This is a genomic window from Phenylobacterium sp. 58.2.17, assembly GCF_026411515.1.
Classification (GTDB): domain Bacteria; phylum Pseudomonadota; class Alphaproteobacteria; order Caulobacterales; family Caulobacteraceae; genus Phenylobacterium.
On sequence record NZ_JAPMTQ010000035.1, the window covers coordinates 1 to 17877 of the forward strand.

The window sequence follows — 17877 nt, forward strand, 5'->3', positions numbered from 1 at the left end:
CCCCCCCCCCCCCCGCCCCCCCGCCCCCCCCCCCCCCCCCCCCCCCCCCCCCCCCAGGCCAGGGTCAAAAAAAGACGCATCGGAGTTCCGGTCATGGAGGCGAAGGCCAGAACGCCGGCGGCTGGCTGCCGCCGGCGCCCATAACCCCCGCGCCAGGGGATAGGCGGCGCGGGGGAGGCGGGAGACGACTAGCCCTTAGGCTGCGAGCCGTGACGACCCATGCTCATACACATGTCGCGCATGGCCGCGTCGCCCTTCATCATCGGGCAGTCGCAGTCCGCAGCCCGCGCGTGGTCACGGGGCGCCGGCGAGCCCGGGACCTTTTCGACCGGGCGGAAATAGTCGTGCGGGTTCGCGGGAGGCGGGGCGACGCGCAGACGGTAGTCGCCCTGCGGTTCAGCCGGAGCGGCAAGGGCCTGGGTGGCGGCCGACAGGCCGAGCGTAAGCGCCGCAGCGCTGATGGCGGTGAGCGTTCGGAAGGTCATGATCCTTCTCCATTCCGATGGCGCCCGTCGGTTGGACGGGCTGGTCTGGTTGGGCGGCGTCCGTTCGCGCGCCTGCGGTCACTCACTGCGAGTTCATGCAGACGCCGACGCCAACGCGTCAGGCCAGCGGTCTGGGAGGATGAAAGAGCAAGGGCGCGAGCACGCCCTCGCGCGTCAAGTCGGAGGGGGGGAAGCGCACTCCCTCGTAGATGAAGGCATGCGCGATGCCCGCCATCGTGGGGATTGGCGGCGCAACTGTGGCGCAGCCCATCTTGCCAATGCAGTCGAGCGTGACGCCCTTGCACGGCGTCGGCTTGGACCGGGGCTCGGGCGCATCGGCCTTGGGCGACATGCCGGGCATGTCGGCGCAATCCATCCCCGCCATTGCAACATGCTCGGCAGCGACGGCCGCCTCAACCCTCGCCATCATCGGCATGGCGCGAGCGGTCGTCTGGCCGACAAAGCCGACCAGGGCGAGCGCTGCGACGAAGATGCGGATCAGGTTCCACATGGGATGATATGGGTATGCCGGAGCACAGACTAGCGCAAGGTCGGGCGCGATGCTGAAACGCGGGCGCCACTTAGTAGTACGCACCGCTCGCGCGGCCCCCTCGCATTCCGCGCTCTCCGCCAGGGACCCAAGGCTCGACGCCGGGTGTGCGATGGCGCCCTCAATCCGCCATCCAGGGGTGCTGAGGATTGGCGCGGAACAACGGAACCTCGTTCATGACCCTGCTTCGATCCGCCGCCTTCGCCGCCGTGTTGGCCTTGGCAGGTTGCACCACGAAGGCGCCCGAGACCTTTGCCGAGCCGAAGGCCGCGGGCGAGCCTGCGTCCGCGACGGATTATGGTGTCGACATTCCGACTCGCGACCCCGCAGTCGAGCCTAAGCAGCGTTAGCGCGATCTAGGGTACATCGGCCTCGAGTTGGTTTAGCCAAAGATGCGCTGAGCCGTCCGAAGGCGCCCGCCAGTCGCCCCGCGGAGAGAGGCTTCCTCCTGAGACCACCTTGGGGCCGTTCGGCATGGCCGAACGCTTGAACTGACTGAGCTCGAAGAACCGGTAGAGAAATGTCGCGAGCCAACCCTTGATCTGGCTCAGATCGTAGCTGTTGCGGGCAGCGACAGGGAAGTTGGGCGGCCAATCGCCAGCCTTTGCATCGCGCCAGGCGTGCCAGGCGAGAAAGGCGACCTTGGACGGCCGTAGGCCAAAGCGCGTGATGTAGTAGAGGTTGAAGTCCTGCAGCTCGTAGGGCCCAACCTTGGCTTCAGTGCTTTGGAGGGCGCCGACCTCGTCAGCTGGGATGAGTTCTGGGGAAATGTCGGTCGCCAGGACCTCCAGGAGAGTTTGCGAGGCCTGCGCCTCGAACTGGCCGCTTGTTGCGGCCCACCGCACCAGGTGTTGGATAAGGGTCTTCGCCACCGAGCCGTTGACGTTGTAGTGGCTCATTTGGTCGCCGACACCGTAGGTGCACCACCCCAGAGCCAATTCCGACAGATCGCCGGTGCCCAGAACCAGGCCATTTCGCTGGTTGGCGAGTCTGAAGAGATAGTCCGTGCGCAGGCCTGCCTGAACATTCTCGAATGTCACGTCGTAGGTCGGTTCGCCCTTGGCGAAGGGATGGCCCAGGTCCTCCAACATGCGGCGCGCGGAGGGTCTTATGTCGATCTCTTCTCCGGTCACACCCAGCGCATTCATCAGCGCCCATGCGTTGGCCTTGGTTGCGTCGCTCGTAGCGAAGCCCGGCAGGGTGAAGGCCAGGATATTCGCTCGGGGTAGTTCGAGCGCATCGAAGGCCTTCGCTGCGACGACCAACGCATGTGTAGAGTCGAGACCACCCGACACGCCTATGACGATGCTACGGACCTTGGTCGCCCTGAGCCGCTTAACCAGGCCCTGCACCTGGATGTTGAAGGCTTCATAGCAATCCCTGTCCAGCCTCGTCGGATCGTTCGGCACAAACGGAAAGCGATCAATCTTCCGCCGTAGGCCGACATCCTCATAGTGGGGATGGTGGGAGAAGCGAATTCGACGGAAATGCCGTTCGGGATGCCCAGCGGCGACCGCTGCATTGTTGAAGGTGGCCGTGCGCATTCGCTCCAGGCGCAGTCGCTCTACGTCGATATCGGCGATCGCCAACTGCGAATTCTGGGGAAATCGCGTCGTCTGGTCCAGCAACACGCCGAGTTCGTGGATTGTGGCCTGACCATCCCACGCCAAGTCCGTAGTGCTCTCACCAGGTCCAGCCGCGGAGTACAGGTAAGCGGCTTGGCAACGGATGGACTGGGAAGCACACAAAAGCGCCCTGTCATCGGCTTTGCCGACCACGATGTTCGACGCTGATAGATTGCAAAGGATCAGGGCTCCTGCGAGCGCCGCCTGTGAGGAGGGCGGCGTGGCGGACCACATGTCCTCGCAAAGCTCCGCGTGAAACGTGAAATCGGGCAGATCCTCGGCTTCGAAGATGACATCCGTACCGAAGGGGACAATCTGTTCGCCGAACCGCATTTCCAGGCCGGTCACACCTGCGCCAGGCGCAAACCAGCGATTCTCGTAGTATTCGCGGTAATTGGGCAGGAATGACTTGGGGATCACGCCGAGAATGCGACCTCGGCTGATGGCCACAGCACAGTTGTATACTCGGCCGTTGTGCGGCAGCGGCGCACCAACGAGCAGGACCGGGGCCAAATCGATGCTGGCGGCCGCCAGGCCGACGATTTCATCGCGTACTTGCTGCAGAAGCGCGTCCTGGAGCAGCAAATCGTCGATCGCATAGGCGGAGAGGCCAAGCTCCGGAAAGAGCATCAGATCCACGCCCGAGTCGTGGCCGCTTCGGAACAGCGCCAGGGTTTCTGCGGCGTTGGCCGACGGATCGCCAACAGATACGCGCGGTGTGCAGACGGCGACCCGGACGAAGCCGTGTTGGTGAATTGCGGCGAACCGGGCGGCGTTGGTCATTGGTTTCCTCGTCATTCGAGCAGCTAGCAGGCGCTGCAGGGCTCACCCCGCTCTCAACGCTGGCGCCTGGCATGCGAGATCAAGGGCGGTCCAATGGCCGCGGCCCAGGTGACGCGCAGCGTTCAGAAAGCGTCTCGATCACCCGACATTCGCCGGCAAGACCGTTGCAGCCGGCTTCAACCATCCGCTTCAGTTCGGAGCGAAGCGCCTGGAGTTGCGCGATCTTGCTTTCGACCGACGCCAGTTGCTCCTCGGCGAGTATGTTGGCGTCGCCGCAGGCTTGGTCTGGATCGTCGGCCAGGTTCAGCAGCGTGCGGATCGCTTCGATTGGGAAGCCAAGCTGGCGGGCATGCTTGATGAACGCTAGGCGCTGCGCTGCGCCGTCGTCGTAGACGCGCCGATCACTTGCTGTTCGACGCGGCTCCGGAAGGAGGCCGATCTGCTCATAGAAGCGGATGGTCGGAACCTTCACGTCCGCGGCCTTGGCGAGTTTTCCGATGGTCAGGGCAATCATGGCGCCTCCGCGTGACGCAGCGAAAATAGCCGCTTGATTCTCTAGTTACTAGAGGATGTAGGTTGGCCAAATGTCGAGCTGCTGCACTTTCCAAATGGCTGACGGAGCTGGCCGGTACGGCTGCGCTTCGCGTTGGACGGCGCTCGACTCTTACGGCGCAACGGTCGCCCTGGCGCGCGCGGGGGCGCCGGCACGGCGAGCTTCGCATTCGCCCTTGGCCTAGGAGGGGCGGTTGGTGCAGGTCTCGTCCTGGAGGCGCAAGATCGGGATGCTCCTAGCGGCCCTGGTCCTTAGCGTGCTCGCGTTCGGACCGGGCCTAGACGGCCTGCTATGCCGAGATGCTGGGAGCCTGAGCGCAGCCGCTACTGAAATGCGCACGTCAGTCGCCGCCGCGGATTCAGGCATTCCCGTCGGGCCTGAAAGCAGAGCTGGCGTTTGCTTCTTCGGGCACTGTCACCACGCTACGCCGTACATTCCGGCGCCGGCGGCCGCAGCATCGTTGCCGACCAACCTGACGAGCATCGCCCACCCGATCGTGCGGACCAAGGTGCTCACGTCGGATCCCAAGTTCAGCTTCATCCGCCCTCCTAGAGCCTGACGGGCCCGGGCCGACGCGCCCATTCCGTCACGTTCACGAGGGACATCATGAATTCCAAGTTTTGCAGGCCCCCGTTGGCGCGCCTGCTCCTCCTTGCCAGCTTGAGCACGGCGAGCGCCGCCATGGCAGAGCCGGCTCCTCCCTATGGCGCCCTTCTGGCGCAGGCGCGCATCAGCGCCCCGCGCCTGGCGGAGACTGAAGCCGATATCGCCCAGGCGCAGGGCCTAGCGCGCCAAGCGATGGTCCGACCAAATCCGATCCTGGGCGTCGAACTGGAGAACTTCTCCGGGTCCGGGCCCTATGACGGTCTTGATCGATCCGAAGCCACCGCGTCGATCGAGCAAACCCTCGAACTCGGGGGAAAGCGTTCGATCAGAATCGCGGCCGGGCAGGCCGGGGTCCGTGCTGCGCAGGCGCAGGCGGAGTTGGCGCGCGCTGAGTTTGCAGCTCAGCTCGCGGTCGCCTACGCCGAGGCCGAGGCTGCCGCCGCCAAGGTCGCCCAGGCTGAGGATGGCTTGATCGCCGCCGAGACCGACGCAAAGGCCGCGCGGGAGCTTGTCGATGCCGGCCGGGAGGCAGAGCTGCGCGCGCTGCAAGCGGCTGCGGAGCGGGATGCTGCGCAGGCCGAACGCGATCAGGCGCAGAGCGTCCGGGACGCGGCTTTCGCGAAACTATCGGCGCTCGCGGGATCGCCAACGCCATTCGATTCAATTTCCGAGAGTCTGTTGGTCCGCGCGCCAGCGGTGACAGCCAACCCTGACGCGACCGCGCCGGCGGTCCTGGCCGCACGCCTCGGGCGTGAAGCCGCCGCTGCAAGAGTGCGGGTGGAGGCGCGGCAGGCGGTTCCTGATGTGACGATATCAGCAGGCGTCCGCCAAATTCGGGAGGACGACTCGACAGCCTTCGTCGCGGGCATTTCTGCACCGCTCCCCCTCTTCGACCGCAATCGCGGCGCAACCGACGCGGCGCGCGCCGAACTGTCGGCGGCGGACGCGCGACTACGGCAAGCCGAGTTCGACGCGGTCGCTGACTTGCGCGCAGCCCAGTCGCAAGCGCGAAGCGCCGCCTCGCAGGCCGCCGCCGCGAGCGCCGGAGAGTCCGCCGCCGCCGAGGCCTATCGGCTGGCGCGGCTGGGCTATGAGGCTGGTCGATTGCCCCTTCTTGAACTGTCGAGTGCGCGACGCGCCCTGGTCAACGCCAGGATCCGCACGCTTGACGCCCGGCTGGCGCTCGTTCGCGCCGAAGCCGAGATCGCCCGGTTGACCGGGCGCACCCCCTTCGGAGCCTAGGATGCCGTTCGACAAGAAGACCCTTTTTACAGCCGCGGCGCTCGTCGCGGCGCTCGGTGCTGGCTTCGGGATCGCCAAGCTCTCTGATCGGCCCCCAGTCGCAGAGGCTGAAGCCGAAGCGGGCGAGGGGCATGCCGAGGGCGGCGGAACCGAGGTGAAGCTCACCGCCGAACAGGCGCGAGCAGCCGGAATCGCCATCGTGACGGTATCGCATGGAGGCGCAGGCGACCTGCGGCTGAGCGGGCGAGTTGAGGCGACGCCGAGCGCCCGGGCCGCCGTAGCCGCTCCGGTGTCGGGGGGCGTCGTGCAGCTTTTGGTCGCGCCGGGCGCGAGCGTCAGAGCCGGCGCGGGCCTGGCGGTCATCCGCAGCGCCGAGGGAGCCGCCGTGCGCGCGGAGTCCATAGCGAGCGGCGCGGAGGCCGATGCAGCGCGCGCGGCGCTGGCGCGTGAGGAGCGGTTGTTCAAGGCAGGCGTCACCGCGCGTCAGGATTGGGAAGCGGCGCGGGCCGCCGCCACACGCGCCAGCGCTGAGGCCGCCGCCGCGCGCGCCAAGGTCGCCGCATTCGGTACGCCGGGTGAATCGGGGACGACGATTGTTCGCAGTCCGATCGTGGGCGTGGTGACCAGCCTGCAGGTGGCGCCCGGCGGGTTCGTCGGTCAGGGCGGACCAGTGGCCGAGGTGACCAATCCAGCTCTGGTCGAGGTGGTGTTCAACGCGCCGGCGGAGGCTGCGGCCAAGCTTCGCGTCGGCGCGCCTCTGACCGTGTTGGGAGCAGATGGCGCAGAAACCAAGGCCGTCATCGCTGGAATTGCGCCGATGGCGCAGAACGCGACGGGTGCGGCGGTCATCAGGGCTCGCCTGAGCGACGGCCGGCTGACGCCGGGCGCCGCCGTGAGCGCCGCCTTCTCGACCGAAACCGGAGGCTACCCGACCGTGCCCTCGGAAGCGGTGCAAACCGTCGGCGGGCGACCCGTGGTCTTCATCGCAGAAGAAGACGGCTTCCGAGCCCAGCCGGTGACACCCGGCCGATCTGGCGCGGGGTTCACCCAAATCGTCGGGGGGTTGAAAGGCAGCGAGCGCATCGCCGGTCGCGGCGCCTTTGTGTTGAAGGCTGAGCTCTCCAAGGGCGAAGCCGGGGACGAGGACTGACGCCATGTTGAGCAACCTCGTGGCGCTCTCGGTGCGCCACCGAATTGTCGTCGTGCTCCTCACCCTCCTGGTGGCGGCCTGGGGCGTCTCAGAGCTATTCCGGCTCCCGATCGATGCGGTGCCAGATATCACCAACAAGCAGGTGCAGGTCACGACCATTGCGCCCGCCTTGTCCCCCGAGGAAATCGAACAACGGGTGACCTTCCCCGTCGAGACGGCGATGGGCGGCATTCCCGGCCTCGTCGAGACCCGTTCGATTTCCCGAAACGGCTTTAGTCAGATCACCGCCGTGTTCGAGGACGGCACGGATCTCTACTTCGCGCGCCAGCAAGTGAACGAACGCATCGAAGCGGTGCGGGAGGAATTGCCGGCCAATGCGAAGCCGGAGATGGCGCCGATCACCACCGGCCTTGGCGAGGTCCTGATGTGGACGGTGGAGTTCCGTCCGGTCGCGGGCGCCCGCGCCGGGGTCGCAGGGCCTCAGCCGGATGGTTCCTACCTCACGCCGGAAGGCCAACGTCTCGTCACCGAGCGGCAGAAGGCGACCTACCTTCGGACGGTCCAGGACTGGATCGTCACGCCACAATTGCGCACCACGCCTGGGGTCGCGGGCATCGACACAATCGGCGGCTACGTGAAGGAGTATGTGGTTCACCCTGACCCGGCCCGGCTGTCCTCGTATGGGGTCGGGCTGAACGAACTGGTCGAAGCCGTCGAGCACGCAAACACCGTGGCCGGCGCGGGCTACATCTCGCGGGGCGGGGAGGCCTTCGTGGTCCGCGCAGACGCCCGGGTGATGTCGCTCGAGGACCTCGCATCTGCGCCTGTCACGAACCGCAACGGCCTGGTGGTGCGGGTCTCCGACGTCGCAAAGGTAGAGCTTGGCCAAGCGGTTCGGCTCGGAGCTGCTCAGGAGAATGGCCACGAAGTGGTCATCGGCACCGCCCTGATGCTGGCGGGCGAAAACAGTCGGACGGTCGCCCATGCCGTCGCCGAACGGCTCGAAGAGATAGGCCCGTCGCTGCCGCCGGGGGTCGCAGTGAAGACCGTCCTCAACCGCACGGACCTGGTGGATCGGACGATCCGCACCGTGCAGCGCAACCTCGCGGAGGGTGCGTTGCTGGTCATCGCCGTACTCTTCTTCCTCCTGGGGAACGTGCGTGCGGCGGTCATCACCGCGTTGGTGATTCCGCTCTCATTCCTCATCGGCGTGATCGGCATGAACCGGTTCGGCGTGAGCGGAAACCTGATGAGTTTGGGCGCCCTGGATTTCGGCCTGCTCGTCGATGGCGCGGTCGTCGTCGTGGAGAACACGCTCACCCGTATGGGGCTCCGCCGACAAGACGTAGGCCGTGATCTGACCCTCAGCGAACGGCTGGAGGAGGCGGTCGGGGCCGCCAAGCAAATGGTCCGGCCAGCCGCCTTCGGCCAAGCCATCATCCTGCTCGTCTATGCGCCGCTGCTGGCGCTGGAAGGCGTCGAAGGCAAGATGTTCCAGCCCATGGCCGCAACAGTCATGCTGGCTCTGGCCGGGGCCTTCGTCCTGACCTTCACCTTTGTGCCGGCCATGACCGCGCTGCTGATCAAGCCTCCTGCCAAGGTGCATGAGACGAAGGTCGAGGCGGCCGCGCGCCGCTGGCTCGAACCGGCCACGCGCTGGGCGGTCGGACGACCGGTGCAGATCGGCGTTGGGGCCGTTGTCGCGGTGCTGATCGGCTTGCTGACCTTCTTCTCTCTGGGACGGGAGTTCATCCCGACGCTCGATGAGAAGGACGTGCTGCTGCAGGCGGTCCGCGTGCCGAGCGCCTCGCTTGAGCAGTCCATCGAGATGCAGGCGCGGCTCGAGAAGGTGCTGATGCGCATTCCGGAGGTGGCTTTCGTGTTCTCGAAGACCGGGACGGCCGAGGTCTCGACGGACCCGATGCCGCCAAGCTTCAGCGACACCTTCATCGTCCTCAAGGACCAGAAGGATTGGCCTGACCGTAGTCTCTCGAAGGCCGAGGTCGCTGAAAAGGTCGAGAAGGTCGCGGCGACACAGATCGGCAACGCCTACGAGCTGACGCAGCCGATCCAGATGCGGTTCAACGAGCTCATCTCCGGGGTTCGGTCGGATGTGGCTGTAAAGATCTATGGCGACGACTTCGCGGCGATGGAGCGTACAGCCAACCAGATCGCTGATGTGCTGCGTGGAACGCCTGGGGCCGCGGATGTCAGGGTCGAACAGGTGTCAGGCCTGCCCATGATCACCGCCGAAGTCGACCGCGCCGCGGCGGCGCTCTATGGCCTTCACGCCGCTGACGCTGCCGACGCGGTGCAGATCGCTTTGGCCGGCCGCGAAGCTGGCTGGGTATACGAGGGTGACCGCCGCTTTGACGTCGTAGTTCGGCTTCCCGATGACGCCCGCAACGATCTTGCGACGGTGGCTCAAACCCCGCTGGCGGTAAACGATGGCGCGAGCTTTGTTCCGCTGGGCTCCGTCGTGCGCTTTCGCGAGACCGAGGGGCCAAACCAGATCAGTCGAGAGAACGGAAAACGCCGGATCGTCGTCCAGGCGAACGTCCGTGGCCGAGACCTGGGCGGCTTCGTCAGCGACGCGCAGGCGGCGGTGGCAAAGGATGTCGCGCTTCCGGCTGGAACCTGGCTCGATTGGGGTGGGCAGTTCGAAAACCTCCAGCGGGCCGAGGCGCGCTTGGCGATCGTCGTTCCCGTGGTCTTCCTGCTAATCGTGGTGCTGCTCTACTTTGCTCTGGGTTCGGCAGGCCAGGCCGCGCTGGTGTTCGCGTGCGTCCCGCTAGCGCTCGTCGGAGGCGCGCTCGCGCTGCTTCTGAGGGGCATGCCCTTCTCGGTGTCCGCCGCAGTCGGGTTCATCGCGGTTTCGGGGGTCGCGACACTGAACGGGCTGGTGCTGATGCAGGCGATCCGGGAGCGGCTCGATGCCGGACTGGCGCCCGACGAGGCAGCGGTGGACGGCGCGATGCGGCGTCTTCGAGCGGTCTTGACCACCGCCCTCGTGGCGATCCTAGGCTTTATGCCGATGGCATTGGCCCACGGCGCGGGCGCCGAGGTTCAAAAGCCGCTGGCGACGGTCGTGATCGGTGGCCTTTTGACCGCGACGATCCTGACCTTGGTTGTCCTTCCGACCTTCGCCGGCCGGGTTTTGGCGCGCAGACGGGTGACGGGGGTTTCGCCATGACCTCTCTATCGCCCCAGGACCATGCACAGCGGCGCACCTTGCTGATCGTGCTGGTTCTGAACGTCTTGCTCTTCGCGGGGCTCGGAGTCGGCGGCGTGCTCGCCGACTCCAGCGCTCTCATCGCGAACGCGGCCGACAACGCCTCGGACGCCGTCGTCTATCTGTTGAGTTTCCTCGCTGTCGGCCGGGCGCTGCACTGGAAACAGCGGGCGGCGCGCATCTCCGGCGTGCTCCTGCTGGTCTTCGCCGGCGGTGTCTTGCTCGACGTCGGGCGGCGATGGCTGTTCGGGGCCGAGCCCTTCGGCGGAACGATGATCGTGATGGCGCTCGTCGCTGCGGCGATCAATCTGATCTGCCTGCTCTTGATCCGCCGGGCTCAAGGTAAGGACGTCAACATGCGTGCGGCAGAGACCTTCAGCTTCAACGACTTCGCCTCCAATGGCGGCATTCTCGTCGCCGGCGGTTTGGTCATGTGGCTGAAGCAACCCTGGCCCGATCTTGTGGTCGGTCTGATCGTGGCCCTCATTGCTGCGAAGGGCGGATTGGAAATCCTCGAGGACGCTCGCCAGAGCGGCGAGGAAGATCCTGGAGCCGAGCGATGATCAGGGACCGCCGTCGGCGTGATGCATTCGCTGCGGAAGCGGCATCGGCACGCCTGGCGTTTGCCCGTGGCGACCTCGACGAGGCCTTTCGCAGACTCGAACGAGCGCACGTTCTCGGTCAGCCATGGGCCGGGCCTCATAGCTGGACGCACTGGATGATGCTGCGCGTCGGTTGGCGCCGACGAGATGCGCGCGAAGTTCGTGGTCAAATCCTTAGGCTAGCGGCCGGAGGAGCGCTCTCCTGGCTTGGCTGGCTGCCGAGCGGAAATACCGGCGGCGCAAACGTGTCGGCCGTCCTGCCGATGGCCCTGCCGCCGGATTTGGAGGAGCTCTGCAGGTGATCGCCACGCGTCAGTCGCACCCGATTTCGATTATGAGGAGGATGCTTCATGCAAGTGCCCAGTTCAGCTGTGCTCGCACGGATCTACACTGACGAAGACGCCCTCCATGGCGACGAACCGCTGACGACTGTGATCGTCCGGCGGGCGCTGGAGGCCCAACTCGCCGGAGCCACGGTGCTTCGAGGCAGCCTCGGCTACGGTCATTCGGCTCGGCTACACGCCCATCGCACGCTGAGCCTGGACGACAACATGCCCGTGGTGATCGAAATCGTGGATGCTGAGGCGCCGCTGCGGAGTTTCATCGAAACGCTCCGGGAATTCCGGGACATCGGCCTTATCACCTTCGAGAAGGTCGAGGTCGTGCGTTACGGACTGCAGGGTGACCGCTAGACGTCATCGCTCGGCGGCCGGTTACGACCAGCTAAGATCGTATGCAGGGATTCCGGACGCAGGTGGGTGTAGCGGCGCAACATCTTCCAGTCCTTGTGTCCGGTCACCAGCGCGACCTGCTCAATTCGATAGCCGGCCTCGAAAAGACGGCTGGTTCCGTCGTGCCGAAGATCGTGGAAGTGCAAATCGTCAATGTTCAGCTCGCGGCACGCTCTGGTGAAGGCCGTCCCAGCCGACTTGTGGACATAGGGGAAGATCCGGTCGTCCTCGTTGGCCCGGATCGCGCGCTGCTCTTCAATGAGGGCCAACGCGTCGTATCCTGACACCGCGAGGAGGGGGATCCGCTGGTCGTTCCCCTTCTTCTGCCGCGGATCCTTCCGGTCGCGAATGGTGAGCATTTTCGTCCGCGTATTGAGGTCGCTCCAGGTGACCCTGCAGATCTCCTCCTGGCGCATGGCTGTGGCGATGGCGAACCTGATGATGCGGCTCATCGGCATGGTGAGGCGTTCGTTGGCGTCAAAGTGGGCGAAGAGGGCGGAGAGCTCTTCCTCGCTCGGTCTGCGATCTCGTTCGTTGCTCTTGCCGACCAGTCCGAGGCGCTTAAGGGCGATGCGAGCCAGTTCGACGGGCTCGACCTTCACCGGCACGCCGTGAACCGCCGCCGCATGCGAAAGGATTAGGCGGATCGCGCCGATGTCCATGCTGACAGTTACCGGACCAGCTCCGGCCGCCGCTCTGTTCCGGCCAAATTGGACAAGACGCTCGCGATCGACCTCCACCAGCTTGAGCTTCCCCAGTGTGCGCTTGAGCATCTGCAAAGTGGCGTCCTTAGAGCGACCAGGTGCGCGTCCGACTTCCTTCATGTCGTCGATGTGTAGGTCGATGAGTTCGCCGAAGGTGCGGATGCGAGCTAGGCGGGTGGCGAGGGGCGTTTCGCCGCGATCGATCTGGCGTTCGGCGTCGAACGCCCAAATCTTGGCATCCTCGTGCCGAAGGAAGGTCTCGCTGAGCGTGCGGCCTTTGCGGCGGACTTGGGCCCGCCAGCGGCCGGATTTTTGTTTGCGGATCGAGGCCATTTTTGCGTGCAGAACGGGTGCAGTGAGTTGGCGAAAGGGGGCGAATTCCGTCGAAAAATGGCGTAGAACCGCGCGTCCGGCGGCCAGCCTAACTCCTTAGGTTATATGGAAAAACTAGCGCAATTTCAAGCACATAGGCTGTCTATTGCACCTATGATGGACTGGACGGACCGGCATTGCCGCAGTCTGCATCGCACGCTGTCGAGCCGGGCGCTGCTCTATACCGAGATGCTGACCACCGGGGCCGTGCTGCATGGCGACCGTGAGCGGCTGCTGGCCTATGACCCCGCCGAGCATCCGGTCGCGCTGCAGCTGGGCGGCTCGGAGCCGGCCGACCTAGCCGCCGCGGCGAAGATCGGCGAGGCCGAAGGCTATGACGAGATCAACCTCAATGTCGGCTGCCCCTCAGACCGGGTGCAGAGCGGCCGGTTCGGCGCCTGCCTGATGCGGGAGCCCGAGTTGGTGGCTGAGTGCATGTCGGCCATGGGCGCGGCGGTGAAGATCCCGGTCACGGTGAAGTGCCGGATCGGAGTCGACGACCAGGATCCTGAGCAGAGCCTGTTCCAGCTCGTCGATCTCTGCGCCCAGGCCGGGGTGTCCAGCTTCGTCGTCCACGCCCGCAAGGCGTGGCTGAAGGGATTGTCGCCGAAAGAGAACCGCGACGTGCCGCCGCTCGACTACCCGCTGGTGCACCGGCTGAAGCGCGAGCGGCCCGACCTGACCATCGCCATCAATGGCGGGATCGGTTCTCTGGATGAGGCCGAGCCGCACCTGGGCGCCGTCGACGGGGTTATGCTTGGGCGCGCCGCCTATCACACGCCGGCGCTGCTGGGCGAGGTCGATCGGCGGGTGTTCTGCATGGCCGTCGAGGACGTGGACGCCTTCCGGGCGGTCGAGCTCTACCGACCCTATGTCGCGCGCGAGCTGGCGCGCGGGACGCATCTGGCGGCGATGACGCGCCACATGCTGGGGCTGTTCCACGGCCTGCCCGGAGCGCGCGGCTGGCGCCGCGTGCTGACGGTCGAGGGCGTGAAGTCGGGCGCAGGCCTTGAGGTGATCGACGCGGCCCTGGCCCAGGTCCTACGGGCGCAGGATGAGCGCCGTGCGCGTAGCCTCGAAGCTGGCGAGGCGGCCTAGATAGGTCATGCCGAGCAGCGAGCTTTCCAGCCCGCTCTCGATCACCATGGCGTCGACGTCGTTTAGCGCGGCGCCTGCCACCGAGACGCGGCCCAGCTTCACGGCCGCGGCGCGGGTCTCGCCCGACGCGGTGACGACCTTGTAGTTGTAGTCGAGCTTGTCGGTGGCGATGCCGAGGCGCTGGGCGTCGGCCAGGGTCAGGGCGACGGCGCTGGCGCCGGTGTCGACCAGGAAGCGCACGCGCGAGCCGTTGACGTCGGCCTCGGCCCAATAGTGGCCATCGCCGCCCTTGGCGATCGAGGCCGGCTGGGCGTGGGGCGCGGACTGCGGTGCAATGGCGAGCGCCGCGCGCAGTTCCGGCTTCGGATCCGTGAACGTGTTAAGGGCCTCGGCCGCGCCCACCGCAGACACGGCGCCCAGAAGCGCCACCATCGCCAGTTTGAGCATGTCCCACACCTTGCCGCTTCGGCTTCACCGCGGGCCGTTTTCGACCCTGTTCGGCGCGGACCTTACGGCGGCGAGGTTTGCAAGGCGTGAATCGGGAGTTTCCGAAAACCTAACTGCAGCAAAGGCTTAAGGTTAAAACATTCCCAACTTTTCGGGTCGGATCCGACTGCGGCGCGAAGGCAGTTCGGCCATGATCCGGGCCCGGTCCTCGTCGCTCAGCTTGGCCCAGCCGGCGACCTCGCTGAGGCGGCGATAGCAGCCGAGGCAGAGGCCGCTCTCGCCATCGACGACGCAGACCTTGATGCAGGGGGTCTTGATGGGGGCGGGCGGCGTGACGGGAACGTCGGTCATGGGTCCGGGAGGGGGCGGCTGATCAGGGGATAGCGTAGGTGACGGTGGCCTGGGCCGCCAGTCGGTCGGGATGTTCGGTCCAGAGCCGAACGTCGCATACTGCGTTGCGCCGCCCGAGCCGCAGCATTTGCGCCTCGGCGTACAGGTCCCCAGGCTTGGCGCCGCGCAGGAAGTTCATCACCAGCGAACTGGTCACCGCCATCAGCTGGTCGCCGATGTGTGCAAGGATCAGCGCGTAGGCCGCGGTGTCGGCCAGCGCCATCAGGTTCGGGCCGGAGATCAGCCGCCCCGGGCGCAGCATGCTGTCGTGGTAGGCGCGCACGAGAACCGCCCGTCCGGGCGCGACTTCCGTCACACGGGGGAAGTGGGCGTCGGATCCGTCGGGAAAAGCGCGCCGAAGCAGGGTGTTGACCTGGTTGGCGTCAAGCGTGAGCGAAAGTGTCATGCCTTAGCTTTGCGTCGCGCGGGGATCATTACAAGGTGTTTATGTTTCGTAGTAGATGCGGCGTTTCATTGCTTTAATTTAATCTGCGAATACTAATCATTGCCGGGAATTCATTTGAGTGTTCGTGCCCCCGCGAGCAGTTTCCCCTCATCGAATTTCGAGGGAGTTACGCCATGAAACTGTTCGCCATCGCCCTGACGTCCGCTGGTTTGCTGGCTGCGGCCGGTTCCGCTTCGGCGGCCGTGAGCGACGTGGATTATCTGAAGGCCAACCGCTGCCGTGGACTGGCCGCCTCGGGCATCGCCAGCGTCGACACCGCGTCGATGGACGCCTTCATCAAGAGCGAGGGCCGCACGCGCAACGCCTTCGTCACCGATCGCGGCAAGACCGAGTTCGACAAGGCCAAGCGCGAAGGCAAGACCGACAACACTGACCGCAAGGCGCGCCTTGTCGCTGAACTGAACGGCCCCTGCCAAGCCTACAAGGGCTAACGCCCCGACCGCCTGTCGGTCCCCACCCGGCAGTCGCTTCCCGACTGAGCGCCCGTGTCTCCCCCGGCCGGGCGCTCTTTTCTTTTGCGGCGGAACCAGGCTTGGCCATAGGCTTTGATGGATGGAGGCTGTGGCTGGGCGATTGGGTCGGTGATGGATTTGTTGAGGCCCGGCGAGACGTGCTGGCGCAAGGAGCGCGCGGGCCGCGCCGCCTTTCTGGTCGATACCGAGGCCTACTTCACGGCGGTCTTCGAGGCGCTGCGCAAGGCGCGCCGATCGGTGCTGCTGCTGGGCTGGGGGTTCGATCCGCGGGCGCGGCTGTTCCCGGACGGCTTCGATGGCCCCTCCGATCCTGACGAGGTGGGCCGCATCTTGGTGGCGCTGGCCAAGGCGCGACCGGATCTCGACATCCGGGTGCTGATCTGGAAATCGGCCCTGCCGATCGCGGCCAGCCAGCAGTTCTTTCCGCACAAGGCCCGCAAGTGGTTCCGCGGCACCAATGTGAAGTTCTGGCTCGACGACCACGTGCCGTTCGGCGCCTGCCATCACCAGAAGGTGCTGGTGGTCGACGACGCTCTGGCGTTCTGCGGGGGCGGGGACATCAGCGTCGATCGCTGGGACACGCCCGGCCACCTGGAGCATGACCCGCGGCGGATCATGCCCGACCAGCACCATCACGCCCCACGCCACGAAGTGATGATGATGGTCGACGGCGCGGCGGCGCAGGCCCTGGGGGACCTGGCGCGCGAACGCTGGCGCCGCGCCACGGGGGAGGCGCTGCCCAAGCCTGAACCGACGCAGGAGGATCCCTGGCCGGCCTACGTCCCTGCGCACCTGAGCGACGTCGATGTCTCGATCCAGCGCACCGAACCGGCCTGGGACGAGCGTCCGGAAGTGACCGAAATCCGTCGCCTGACCATCGAATCGATCCTGGCGGCCAAGTCGGTGATCTATCTGGAGAACCAGTACTTCGCCTCGCCGCTGTACGCCGCGGCGTTGGCCAAGCGGCTGGCGGAACCGGACGGGCCTGAGGTGGTGCTGATCTCGACCGGCCAGAGCCCGAGCTGGTTCGACCAGCTGACCATGGACCGGGCGCGATCCAACATGCTCTGGCGGCTGCGTTCGGCCGACGTTTTCGGGCGGTTCCGCGCCTGGTATCCGACGACCCCGGCCGGGACGAAGATCATCGTCCACTCCAAGGTGACCATCATCGACGAGGGCTTGGCCCGGGTGGGGTCGGCCAACCTCAACAACCGCTCAGGCGGCTTCGATACGGAGGTCGAGCTCGGCGTGCAGGTGGAGGACGGCCGTGAGGAGCGCACCATCGGCGCCCTACGAGACCGGCTCATTGGCCACTTCCTGGGGTGCACGGGCGAGTCCGTGGCCAAGGCCAGGGCCGAGCGCGGAGGGATGATCGCGGCGATCGAGCACCTGAACGCGCAGGGGCGGCTGTCGCCGATCCTGCCGATGAAGCAGACGCTGCTGGGCGAGATCATCGCCACCTATCACCTCGGCGATCCGTACTCGGTGGCCGACTCATGGCGGGCCACGCGCCGACGCGACCTGCTCTACACCGAGGACCTGATGCACACCCGGTTCATGCCACGCTGAAGTCCATCACCAGCGGCAGGTGGTCGGAGGCCACTCGGGTCAGGGGATCGAAGGGAGCGAACACGTTCTCGACCTTGATCTCCGGGCTGACGAAGATGTGGTCGATGCGCAGCACCGGCAGAGCCGAGGGAAAGGTCGAGGTCGGCGAGCGTTGCGGCGAGAGCCGCCGCGCCGCGGCCAGCTTGGCCGCCAGGGTGCGATAGACCACCGACGAACCGGTGGCGTTGAAGTCGCCGAGCAGGATCGTCGGGCCTTGGCGCATCGGGTGCTCCAGCCAGGCCGGGCCGGCGAGCCAGGCGGCCTGGATCTGCTGCTCGCGGGGCACCAGGCCCAGATGGGTGTTGATCACCTGCACGGGGCGGCCCTCCACCTCGGTCGAGATCCACACCGCGCCGCGCGGCTCCAACCGCGGAATCGGCGCGTAGCCGGGCAGGGGCCCGGTCTGAATCATCCGCTCGGGGTAAACGGTGAGGATGGCGTCGCCGTAGAGCTCCTCCTCGACGCGCAGGGCCGGATGGAAGTGGAAAGCCATCTTCAGCCGCCGCGCGATCTGGTGCGCCTGGTCGACGCCGCCGGTTCGGGCGCGGCCGACGTCCAGCTCCTGCAGGGCGACGATGTCGGGTTCGAGTCGGGCGATCACCTCGGCCACGCGGCCGACGTCGAGGCGCCGGTCCGTGCCGACGCAGCGGTGGACGTTGTAGGTGAGGATGCGCGGCATGGAGCTCAGGGATGCACGCCGCGGGCGCGCGACGCAACGGCTCCAACGCTGGTGCAAGGCGAAGGTTCGCGAGATATCCGC

The 17877-nt window shown here is 66.3% G+C and carries 19 protein-coding genes; 9 read left to right on the forward strand and 10 right to left on the reverse strand.

What is annotated here, in order from left to right:
* Nucleotides 1–188 precede the first annotated feature (188 nt).
* The 5 genes from OUA97_RS17665 to OUA97_RS17685 all read right to left on the reverse strand — a co-directional run bounded on the left by OUA97_RS17665 (nucleotide 189) and on the right by OUA97_RS17685 (nucleotide 4536).
* A complete protein-coding gene (locus OUA97_RS17665; RefSeq protein WP_267233349.1) occupies nucleotides 189–485 on the reverse strand; it encodes a hypothetical protein in 297 nt (98 codons plus the stop codon).
* A gap of 118 nt (nucleotides 486–603) precedes the next feature.
* Nucleotides 604–996, reverse strand: a complete 393-nt coding sequence (locus OUA97_RS17670) for a hypothetical protein (RefSeq protein ID WP_267233350.1) — start codon at nucleotides 994–996, stop codon at nucleotides 604–606.
* Nucleotides 997–1391: 395 nt separating this feature from the next.
* Nucleotides 1392–3443, reverse strand: a complete 2052-nt coding sequence (locus OUA97_RS17675) for an NAD(+) synthase (RefSeq protein WP_267233351.1) — start codon at nucleotides 3441–3443, stop codon at nucleotides 1392–1394.
* 79 nt (nucleotides 3444–3522) lie between these two features.
* The gene (locus OUA97_RS17680) at nucleotides 3523–3957 is read right to left on the reverse strand and encodes a MerR family transcriptional regulator (protein ID WP_267233352.1); all 435 of its coding nucleotides are present in this window, start codon (nucleotides 3955–3957) and stop codon (nucleotides 3523–3525) included.
* Nucleotides 3958–4410: 453 nt separating this feature from the next.
* Nucleotides 4411–4536 (reverse strand): hypothetical protein, encoded by a 126-nt coding sequence (locus OUA97_RS17685; protein WP_267233353.1) that lies wholly within the window; start codon nucleotides 4534–4536, stop codon nucleotides 4411–4413.
* Between the two features lie 66 nt (nucleotides 4537–4602).
* On the opposite strand from OUA97_RS17685, the gene OUA97_RS17690 reads away from it, so the two are divergent.
* From OUA97_RS17690 to OUA97_RS17710, 6 genes are read left to right on the forward strand one after another with little or no spacing between them, the layout of a single operon-like run.
* Nucleotides 4603–5844, forward strand: a complete 1242-nt coding sequence (locus OUA97_RS17690; RefSeq protein WP_267233354.1) for a TolC family protein — start codon at nucleotides 4603–4605, stop codon at nucleotides 5842–5844.
* 1 nt (nucleotide 5845) lies between these two features.
* The gene (locus OUA97_RS17695) at nucleotides 5846–6994 is read left to right on the forward strand and encodes an efflux RND transporter periplasmic adaptor subunit (RefSeq protein ID WP_267233356.1); all 1149 of its coding nucleotides are present in this window, start codon (nucleotides 5846–5848) and stop codon (nucleotides 6992–6994) included.
* Between the two features lie 4 nt (nucleotides 6995–6998).
* Nucleotides 6999–10187 (forward strand): efflux RND transporter permease subunit, encoded by a 3189-nt coding sequence (locus OUA97_RS17700; protein ID WP_267233357.1) that lies wholly within the window; start codon nucleotides 6999–7001, stop codon nucleotides 10185–10187.
* The gene (locus OUA97_RS17705) at nucleotides 10184–10789 is read left to right on the forward strand and encodes a cation transporter (RefSeq protein ID WP_267233358.1); all 606 of its coding nucleotides are present in this window, start codon (nucleotides 10184–10186) and stop codon (nucleotides 10787–10789) included. Before OUA97_RS17700 ends, OUA97_RS17705 begins: the two co-directional genes overlap by 4 nt.
* Nucleotides 10786–11130 carry a DUF3703 domain-containing protein gene (locus OUA97_RS23475; protein WP_416362443.1) on the forward strand — a complete coding sequence of 115 codons (345 nt, stop codon included), beginning with the start codon at nucleotides 10786–10788 and terminating at the stop codon, nucleotides 11128–11130. Before OUA97_RS17705 ends, OUA97_RS23475 begins: the two co-directional genes overlap by 4 nt.
* A 48-nt stretch (nucleotides 11131–11178) precedes the next feature.
* A complete protein-coding gene (locus tag OUA97_RS17710) occupies nucleotides 11179–11520 on the forward strand; it encodes a DUF190 domain-containing protein (RefSeq protein ID WP_267233359.1) in 342 nt (113 codons plus the stop codon).
* On the opposite strand, the gene OUA97_RS17715 is transcribed toward OUA97_RS17710, so the two are convergent.
* Entirely contained in the window at nucleotides 11517–12596 is a 1080-nt protein-coding gene (locus OUA97_RS17715) for a tyrosine-type recombinase/integrase (RefSeq protein WP_267233360.1), read from the reverse strand. The two genes, OUA97_RS17710 and OUA97_RS17715, sit on opposite strands and share 4 nt — an antisense overlap.
* 105 nt (nucleotides 12597–12701) lie before the next feature.
* On the opposite strand from OUA97_RS17715, the gene dusA reads away from it, so the two are divergent.
* Entirely contained in the window at nucleotides 12702–13733 is a 1032-nt protein-coding gene (gene dusA, locus OUA97_RS17720) for a tRNA dihydrouridine(20/20a) synthase DusA (RefSeq protein ID WP_267233361.1), read from the forward strand.
* Here the strand turns inward: dusA and OUA97_RS17725 are convergent.
* From OUA97_RS17725 to OUA97_RS17735, 3 genes are all read right to left on the reverse strand, one after another.
* Nucleotides 13677–14180: a TIGR02281 family clan AA aspartic protease gene (locus OUA97_RS17725; RefSeq protein ID WP_267233362.1), complete on the reverse strand. Its 504-nt coding sequence runs from the start codon at nucleotides 14178–14180 to the stop codon at nucleotides 13677–13679. The two genes, dusA and OUA97_RS17725, sit on opposite strands and share 57 nt — an antisense overlap.
* 132 nt (nucleotides 14181–14312) lie before the next feature.
* Nucleotides 14313–14531, reverse strand: a complete 219-nt coding sequence (locus OUA97_RS17730) for a DUF1289 domain-containing protein (RefSeq protein WP_267233363.1) — start codon at nucleotides 14529–14531, stop codon at nucleotides 14313–14315.
* A gap of 22 nt (nucleotides 14532–14553) precedes the next feature.
* Nucleotides 14554–14976 carry a PaaI family thioesterase gene (locus OUA97_RS17735; protein WP_267233364.1) on the reverse strand — a complete coding sequence of 141 codons (423 nt, stop codon included), beginning with the start codon at nucleotides 14974–14976 and terminating at the stop codon, nucleotides 14554–14556.
* Between the two features lie 173 nt (nucleotides 14977–15149).
* Between OUA97_RS17735 and OUA97_RS17740 the strand changes: the two genes are divergently transcribed.
* Complete coding sequence (locus OUA97_RS17740) at nucleotides 15150–15467, forward strand: hypothetical protein (protein ID WP_267233365.1); 318 nt, start codon at nucleotides 15150–15152, stop codon at nucleotides 15465–15467.
* Nucleotides 15468–15620: 153 nt separating this feature from the next.
* On the forward strand, nucleotides 15621–17078 hold the full coding sequence (locus OUA97_RS17745; RefSeq protein WP_267233366.1) for a phospholipase D-like domain-containing protein: 1458 nt from the start codon (nucleotides 15621–15623) through the stop codon (nucleotides 17076–17078).
* Here OUA97_RS17745 and OUA97_RS17750 read toward each other — a convergent pair.
* Nucleotides 17065–17796 carry an endonuclease/exonuclease/phosphatase family protein gene (locus OUA97_RS17750; protein ID WP_267233367.1) on the reverse strand — a complete coding sequence of 244 codons (732 nt, stop codon included), beginning with the start codon at nucleotides 17794–17796 and terminating at the stop codon, nucleotides 17065–17067. The two genes, OUA97_RS17745 and OUA97_RS17750, sit on opposite strands and share 14 nt — an antisense overlap.
* Nucleotides 17797–17877 lie beyond the last annotated feature (81 nt).

Bases quoted from the DNA above. Each gene is read 5' to 3' on its own strand.
- OUA97_RS17695 (WP_267233356.1), top strand. From the start codon at position 5,846: ATGCCGTTCGACAAGAAGACCCTTTTTACAGCCGCGGCGCTCGTCGCG.
- dusA (WP_267233361.1), top strand. From the start codon at position 12,702: ATGGAAAAACTAGCGCAATTTCAAGCACATAGGCTGTCTATTGCACCT.
- OUA97_RS17710 (WP_267233359.1), top strand. From the start codon at position 11,179: ATGCAAGTGCCCAGTTCAGCTGTGCTCGCACGGATCTACACTGACGAA.
- OUA97_RS17670 (WP_267233350.1), bottom strand. From the start codon at position 996: ATGTGGAACCTGATCCGCATCTTCGTCGCAGCGCTCGCCCTGGTCGGC.
- OUA97_RS17705 (WP_267233358.1), top strand. From the start codon at position 10,184: ATGACCTCTCTATCGCCCCAGGACCATGCACAGCGGCGCACCTTGCTG.
- OUA97_RS17685 (WP_267233353.1), bottom strand. From the start codon at position 4,536: ATGAAGCTGAACTTGGGATCCGACGTGAGCACCTTGGTCCGCACGATC.
- OUA97_RS17665 (WP_267233349.1), bottom strand. From the start codon at position 485: ATGACCTTCCGAACGCTCACCGCCATCAGCGCTGCGGCGCTTACGCTC.
- OUA97_RS17740 (WP_267233365.1), top strand. From the start codon at position 15,150: ATGAAACTGTTCGCCATCGCCCTGACGTCCGCTGGTTTGCTGGCTGCG.
- OUA97_RS17745 (WP_267233366.1), top strand. From the start codon at position 15,621: ATGGATTTGTTGAGGCCCGGCGAGACGTGCTGGCGCAAGGAGCGCGCG.
- OUA97_RS17675 (WP_267233351.1), bottom strand. From the start codon at position 3,443: ATGACCAACGCCGCCCGGTTCGCCGCAATTCACCAACACGGCTTCGTC.
- OUA97_RS17690 (WP_267233354.1), top strand. From the start codon at position 4,603: ATGAATTCCAAGTTTTGCAGGCCCCCGTTGGCGCGCCTGCTCCTCCTT.
- OUA97_RS23475 (WP_416362443.1), top strand. From the start codon at position 10,786: ATGATCAGGGACCGCCGTCGGCGTGATGCATTCGCTGCGGAAGCGGCA.
- OUA97_RS17700 (WP_267233357.1), top strand. From the start codon at position 6,999: ATGTTGAGCAACCTCGTGGCGCTCTCGGTGCGCCACCGAATTGTCGTC.
- OUA97_RS17730 (WP_267233363.1), bottom strand. From the start codon at position 14,531: ATGACCGACGTTCCCGTCACGCCGCCCGCCCCCATCAAGACCCCCTGC.
- OUA97_RS17715 (WP_267233360.1), bottom strand. From the start codon at position 12,596: ATGGCCTCGATCCGCAAACAAAAATCCGGCCGCTGGCGGGCCCAAGTC.
- OUA97_RS17735 (WP_267233364.1), bottom strand. From the start codon at position 14,976: ATGACACTTTCGCTCACGCTTGACGCCAACCAGGTCAACACCCTGCTT.
- OUA97_RS17725 (WP_267233362.1), bottom strand. From the start codon at position 14,180: ATGCTCAAACTGGCGATGGTGGCGCTTCTGGGCGCCGTGTCTGCGGTG.
- OUA97_RS17680 (WP_267233352.1), bottom strand. From the start codon at position 3,957: ATGATTGCCCTGACCATCGGAAAACTCGCCAAGGCCGCGGACGTGAAG.
- OUA97_RS17750 (WP_267233367.1), bottom strand. From the start codon at position 17,796: ATGCCGCGCATCCTCACCTACAACGTCCACCGCTGCGTCGGCACGGAC.